5 protein-coding genes are annotated in these 5,870 nt (G+C 39.1%); all 5 read right to left on the bottom strand.

All coding sequences use genetic code 11. The features are described 5' to 3' along the window. Positions 1-390, bottom strand: a 390-nt coding sequence (locus tag WKI42_RS09305) for a low molecular weight protein-tyrosine-phosphatase (RefSeq protein WP_368081774.1), incomplete at its 3' end; no start/stop codon positions are given. A gap of 46 nt (positions 391-436) precedes the next feature. Beyond that, positions 437-736: a preprotein translocase subunit YajC gene (gene yajC, locus WKI42_RS09300; protein ID WP_000445810.1), complete on the bottom strand. Its 300-nt coding sequence runs from the start codon at positions 734-736 to the stop codon at positions 437-439. Positions 737-852: 116 nt separating this feature from the next. Next, on the bottom strand, positions 853-2,829 hold the full coding sequence (gene tkt, locus WKI42_RS09295) for a transketolase (protein ID WP_368081773.1): 1,977 nt from the start codon (positions 2,827-2,829) through the stop codon (positions 853-855). A 113-nt stretch (positions 2,830-2,942) separates the two neighbouring features. Next, a complete protein-coding gene (gene ulaG, locus WKI42_RS09290) occupies positions 2,943-4,034 on the bottom strand; it encodes an L-ascorbate 6-phosphate lactonase (RefSeq protein ID WP_001134226.1) in 1,092 nt (363 codons plus the stop codon). 111 nt (positions 4,035-4,145) lie between these two features. Then, the gene (locus tag WKI42_RS09285) at positions 4,146-5,819 is read right to left on the bottom strand and encodes a transcription antiterminator (RefSeq protein WP_368081775.1); all 1,674 of its coding nucleotides are present in this window, start codon (positions 5,817-5,819) and stop codon (positions 4,146-4,148) included. Positions 5,820-5,870 lie beyond the last annotated feature (51 nt).

The raw sequence follows: 5,870 nt of genomic DNA, 5'->3' as shown, positions 1-5,870 counted from the left end.
CCCCTCTTGAACATGCCGATAAGTTTCCTCAAAATCTCCTGTATACCAAGGATCTGGTACACTTTCAGATGCAAATGAGTAAATCTTATCTTGCAATCCTGCTGGACACATCTGACGTAAGTCAGCAACATTTGAAGCGTCCATTCCGATAATATAATCAAAGGCTTCAAAATCTTCCTTACTAATCTGAAGCGATGTCTTGTTCTTGTCATAAGGAATCTCATATTGTCGAAAAATCCCTTGAGTTCCCTTATGAATCGGATTGCCATGTTCCCAAGAGGACGTCGCTCGACTTTGGATTTCGTAGTTATCTGTCATTGATTTCATAACAAACTCAGCCATAGGACTACGGCAAATATTTCCTAGACAGACAAAGACTAGTTTTTCCATCCCATTTCCTTTCTTTTATAGAAAAACGGGAGTTCGTGATCCCGTCTTATTTTTCAATTGCACCTTCTAGTGAAGCTGTTTCTTTAAGTGGTAATACGGTCTTGATAGCAGCTAGTTCAAAAGTCAAGTAAACTCCATCTACATCAAGAACAATTGTTTTCTTCTCCGTATCTACTTCATCGACTGTTCCATAAAGTCCACCGATTGTAATAACTTCATAGCCTTTTTGTAGTTTATTCAAGCTTTCCATACGTTTTTGTGCTTGTTTCTTTTGAGAGCGTTGCGTAAAGAACATCAAGCCCACCATAGCCACAAGAATGATTAAAAATGTATATTGTGATTCCATTATATTCTCCTTTGTCTTTTACATAGGACTACTATATCAAATTTCAGTTACTTTTACAAGATTGTACCTTGCTTTTCTAATAAGAAAAATCAGAGCCTGCGCCCTGATTTTTAGGATTATTTCAAGTTTTGAACGACTTTTACAAGATTTTCGACAGTAAAGCCATATTCTGCCAATACTTTTGGTGCTGGGGCAGAGGCTCCGAAGGTATCAATACCGAGAACGGCGCCATCAAGACCAACGTATTTGTACCAGTTTTGAGTTGCACCCATTTCGACTGCAACACGACGGCGAACTGCATTTGGAAGAATTTCTTCCTTGTATGCTGCATCTTGTTTATCAAAGACATCTGTAGATGGCATGCTGACTACGCGGACTTTTGCTCCTTGACTAGCCAATTCTTTGGCAGCTGAGACAGCAAGATTGACCTCTGAACCTGTTGCAATCAAGATAGTATCAAAGTCTGCTGCATTTTCATAGACGACATAGGCACCTTTTGCAACCTTGTCAAAGTCTGTTCCCTCTTCGACAGTCAAGTTTTGACGGGTCAAGACAAGGGCAGTTGGTGTTTTCTCACTTGTCACTGCAAGGTACCAAGCTGCTTGAGTTTCACGCGCATCTGCTGGGCGGAAAACATTTAGATTTGGCATAGCACGAAGACCTGCTAGATGTTCAACTGGTTCATGCGTTGGACCATCTTCCCCAACTGCGATTGAATCATGGGTAAAGACATAAGTCACAGGAAGACCTTGCAAGGCTGACAAGCGGACAGCTGCCTTCACATAGTCAGAGAAGACGAAGAAAGTTCCACCGTATACACGAAGTCCACCATGAAGAGCCATCCCGTTCAAGATCGTTCCCATTGCAAATTCACGAACACCAAACTGAATGTTACGGTTCAAGCGATTAGCATCGTCTTGAAGTCCGTCAGTCTTGATATAAGTCATGTTTGAGTGAGCTAGGTCAGCTGATCCACCCAAGAAAGTTGGCAACTTAGCCGCCACAACGTTCAAAGCATCCTGACTTGAATTACGAGTTGCTTGAGAGAAGCCATTTTCTAAGGCTGGGAAGTCTGCTGGAGTCACTTCAACTGGATCACGTCCATCGATGATGGCTTCTACTTCTGCAGCCAATTCTGGATGCGCTTCTTTATAGTCAGCAACTAATTTTGTCCAAGCTTGATAAGCTGATGCGCCACGGTCTGCAACATTTTCTTTGAAATCAGCATAAACTTGTTCTGGAATTTCAAATGGTTCATAGTCCCAACCGAGCGCTTGGCGAGTTGCTGCGGTTTCATCTGCTCCAAGAGGGGCACCGTGTACAGCATTGGTTCCCTGTTTGTTTGGAGAACCATATCCAATAACCGTCTTCACTTCAATCAAAGATGGTTTACCTGAAGCTTTGGCTGTTTCGATAGCAGCATGGATAGCTTCTAAGTCTGTTCCATCTTCAACCAAGGCTGTATGCCAACCGTAGGCATTGTAACGGTCACGAACACTTTCTGTAAAGGAATCCTTTGTCTCACCATCCAAGTTGATGTCATTTGAATCATAAAGAACAACCAACTTGTCTAGTTTTTGCAAGCCTGCGTATGAAGCCGCCTCGCTTGAGACACCTTCCATCAAGTCTCCGTCTCCACAGATAACGTAAGTATAGTGGTCAAAGATATTGTAGCCTTCACGGTTATATTTAGCTGCCAAGAAACGTTCTGCTTGGGCAAAACCAGTAGCAGTTGAGATCCCTTGACCTAGAGGTCCAGTAGTAGCATCAATTCCTGCTGTATGGCCGAATTCTGGGTGACCTGGTGTTTTAGAACCCCATTGACGGAAGCTCTTGATTTCATCCATGCTGACATCTTCAAAACCAGAAAGGTGAAGAAGGGCATAAAGGAGCATTGAACCATGACCTGCTGAAAGAATAAAGCGGTCACGGTTAATCCAGTTTGGTTGAGCTGGATTGATACGAAGTTGTTTTGTAAAGAGGCTGTAAGCCATCGGAGCCGCTCCCATAACCACACCTGGGTGACCTGAGTTGGCTTTGTTGATAGCGTCAATACCTAGGAAACGAATTGCATTAACAGATAGATTTGACATAGAATTTCCTTTCTATTTGAGGTGATTATTGTATCACACATTCTATTTTACTATTATATGAAAATTATCCGTATCATGCAACATACGGATAACCTCCAAAGAATATTTTTATATTATAGCAAAGCTTTAAATTGAATGTTAGAGTCTTGTTCAAAACAATCATCAAAACCACGTGGATGATGGTATTCTACTAAGTGTTGATCTTGAGGATAAGTGTACTTACCGCCAACTTCCCAGATAAATGGATGGAAATCGTATTGCAAGCGATCTTTTCTCATTTTCCAAAGTTCTAGAATCTCATTAGTAGAAGCCATGAAGTTAGACCAGATATCATAGTGAACTGGGATAATGACTTTGGTACGCAGATTTTCTGCCATACGAAGAAGGTCGATAGATGTCATTTTATCTTGGATACCTACCGGATTTTCACCATAGTTATTCAAAGCAACATCAATTTTAAAGTCTTTACCATGTTTTGCAAAATAGTTTGAGAAGTGAGAATCTGCACCATGATAGATGGTTCCACCTGGTGTTTCAAAGATATAGTTAACGGCCTTTTGAGCCATTTCTTCATCTGTAACAGCTAAGCCAGCAAGTTCACCGCCTGTCTCATCAGCACCGTTCACTGGGAGAGTTACCAAGCAAGTACGGTCAAATGATTCTACTGCATGAATCTTCATATCTTTTAATTCGATAGTGTCACCTGGTTTAACAACGATGATACGTTCTTTTGGAACACCCCATCCTTCCCAGATTCGTCCACAGTGGTAAGGACCGATAAACTTAACATGCTCTAACTTAGGATTGTTGAGAATTGCTGCAGCTGTGTATGGGTCGATATGATCACTATGGAAGTGTGAAACTAAGTAATAGTCTAGTTCGTTGATAGCAAATGGATCGATAACCATTGGCTGAACACGCAAGTTTGGTTGCAACTTACGAACACCTGCCATATTTGCCATTTGGTGTCCACGAACCATATCTTTCACTTTTTTGGTTGATTTTCCACGGTTTGACCAAAGGTCCATGACAACGTTAGCACCACCTGGTGTCTTAATCCAAGTACCACAGTTGCCTAGCCACCACATGGCAAAATTGCCTTCAGGTACGACTTCTTCTTCGATTTCTTCGTTCAACCATGTTCCCCACTCTGGGAAAGTAGCTAAAATCCATGACTCTCTTGTAATTTCTTTGACGTTTGGCATATGTTGCCTCCTTTGGATATAATTGTTATCTTTGAGATTAGTATACCACCCTTCAAAATACTAAAAAAGACCAAGAAAAACACAGGTTTGTGTTCATCATTGGACTGTCCTTCAAATATCTTCCAAAAAAGCTTGAACTACTATTTCTTGATTTATAAGTGTTTGAACCTCTTCTTGGAACTTACTAGCCAACTTGCTGTCTACAATATAAGACGAAATAAGACTGGAAAGATTTTCACTGAAACTTTTGCTCTCATTACGAAATATATTGTGTTTAAGATAGTCTAGCATTTTCAAAATATCTTCTGCTTCAAGGATAGGATTAACTCTTAAAATCGGAAATCTGCTATCCAAATCATCATTAGTAGTAATCACTACATCAACTTGTGCAATATCTTCCACACTCTTAAATTGTTCTGTTGTAAATACAGTGCCAATTTGCTCATTTGGAAAATAAAGTTTGCATTGTTTCAGCAAAAGTCTCGAAACCGCAACACCTTCATCACAAACGAGATAAACTTTTTTCATATTTTTTTGAGACGATGGTGTATACTTTAAAAATCCTCCAATATGAATCGTCAAATAGGCAATATCATCGTCTGTTAGCCGAATAAACCACGCTCCTTCTAAAATTTCCGCAGATTTTCTAGTGACTAAAAATAATTCTCCATACTTGGATCGAATTTGTTTTGTTAGGGGATTTTTAGAAAAAATACCGTAAGTCTTTCTAAATAACAAGGCTTTACAGTGGATCATCAAATTTCTTAACAAATCATCCTTGTTCTCAATCTCCATGCGGATTTGTGATTCAAAATACCAGATAAATTCTTCTAAAGCAAGTTTTAATTGCCGAAAATCATCACTTTCTGCATGAATATCCAAATCTTTACGATAGGAGAGGAGAAGAACAGCTACAAGAGAAACTTCAAGTTCTGACAAAGAAATTTCAAACTTTTGAAACAACCGTTCTCCTAATTTCTTAGACACCTGATACTCTATTCTTTTTCTTATCAAAGAAAATTCTTTCTCTATATCCTGATGTCTTTCTTGATACTGTTCAACATTATGACAGCTTAACAGCAAATAAGGTAGAACCTGCAACATAAAAGTTACTTCATGATGGTTTATTTTCTTCCCTAAATCTTGTTCAACTAAAGGAACCTGTTCCTTAAAAAATTGGTTCATTTCAACAGAAAGCAAACACTCATCATCTAACCTCTCTTTCATCTTATCTTCTAAAATAGATACAAAAGTGGCATTCTCTTCCATAAAAATATGATATAGAAGCGATTGAAGATACTGAATTTTATTAAGAGGGTGGGCATGAAGGTGGTATCCCTGTGACTTGCTCACTTGCAAGGTCACCTGATATTGTTCCAAAGTTAGTTGATAACGAATACTATTCAAATCATTGAGAACAGTATTCCTAGATACCTCTGTTAACTCCATCAATTTTTCAATCGTAATACGTTCTTTAGAAATACCTATCCATAGTAACATTATCATCATACGTTCATGCGCACTCATGGTATAATCGTACGAATCTACTTCCGATAATAGTTCACAACAAGCATCTCTCTGCTCTTCCGTTAAGTGAATACCAATTCGTGGAATACTAATGATGTGAAGCGTCTCGTCACCCAGAGCAGCATTGATTTTGTCAATGTGATAATAAATTTTCCTTCTTGACTCTTTCAAATCTTTCGAAATCGCCATAATCGTTTTGGACGTTTCTTGATCCATCAAATATTGAAGCAAATCACAACTTGCCTTATCCAGTACCATATTAAAATCCCCCAAATCTATTGATAGCACAGCAATTCTTTTTATTTTACC

This window comes from Streptococcus pseudopneumoniae (assembly GCF_038148935.1).
Lineage (GTDB): Bacteria > Bacillota > Bacilli > Lactobacillales > Streptococcaceae > Streptococcus > Streptococcus pseudopneumoniae_U.
The sequence above is the reverse complement of the archived record's forward strand: the minus strand, read 5'-3'. Positions and strand labels throughout refer to the sequence as shown.

Coding starts and splice junctions, on each gene's coding strand:
- ulaG (WP_001134226.1), bottom strand. CDS start 4,034: ATGCCAAACGTCAAAGAAATTACAAGAGAGTCATGGATTTTAGCTACT.
- tkt (WP_368081773.1), bottom strand. CDS start 2,829: ATGTCAAATCTATCTGTTAATGCAATTCGTTTCCTAGGTATTGACGCT.
- yajC (WP_000445810.1), bottom strand. CDS start 736: ATGGAATCACAATATACATTTTTAATCATTCTTGTGGCTATGGTGGGC.
- WKI42_RS09285 (WP_368081775.1), bottom strand. CDS start 5,819: ATGGTACTGGATAAGGCAAGTTGTGATTTGCTTCAATATTTGATGGAT.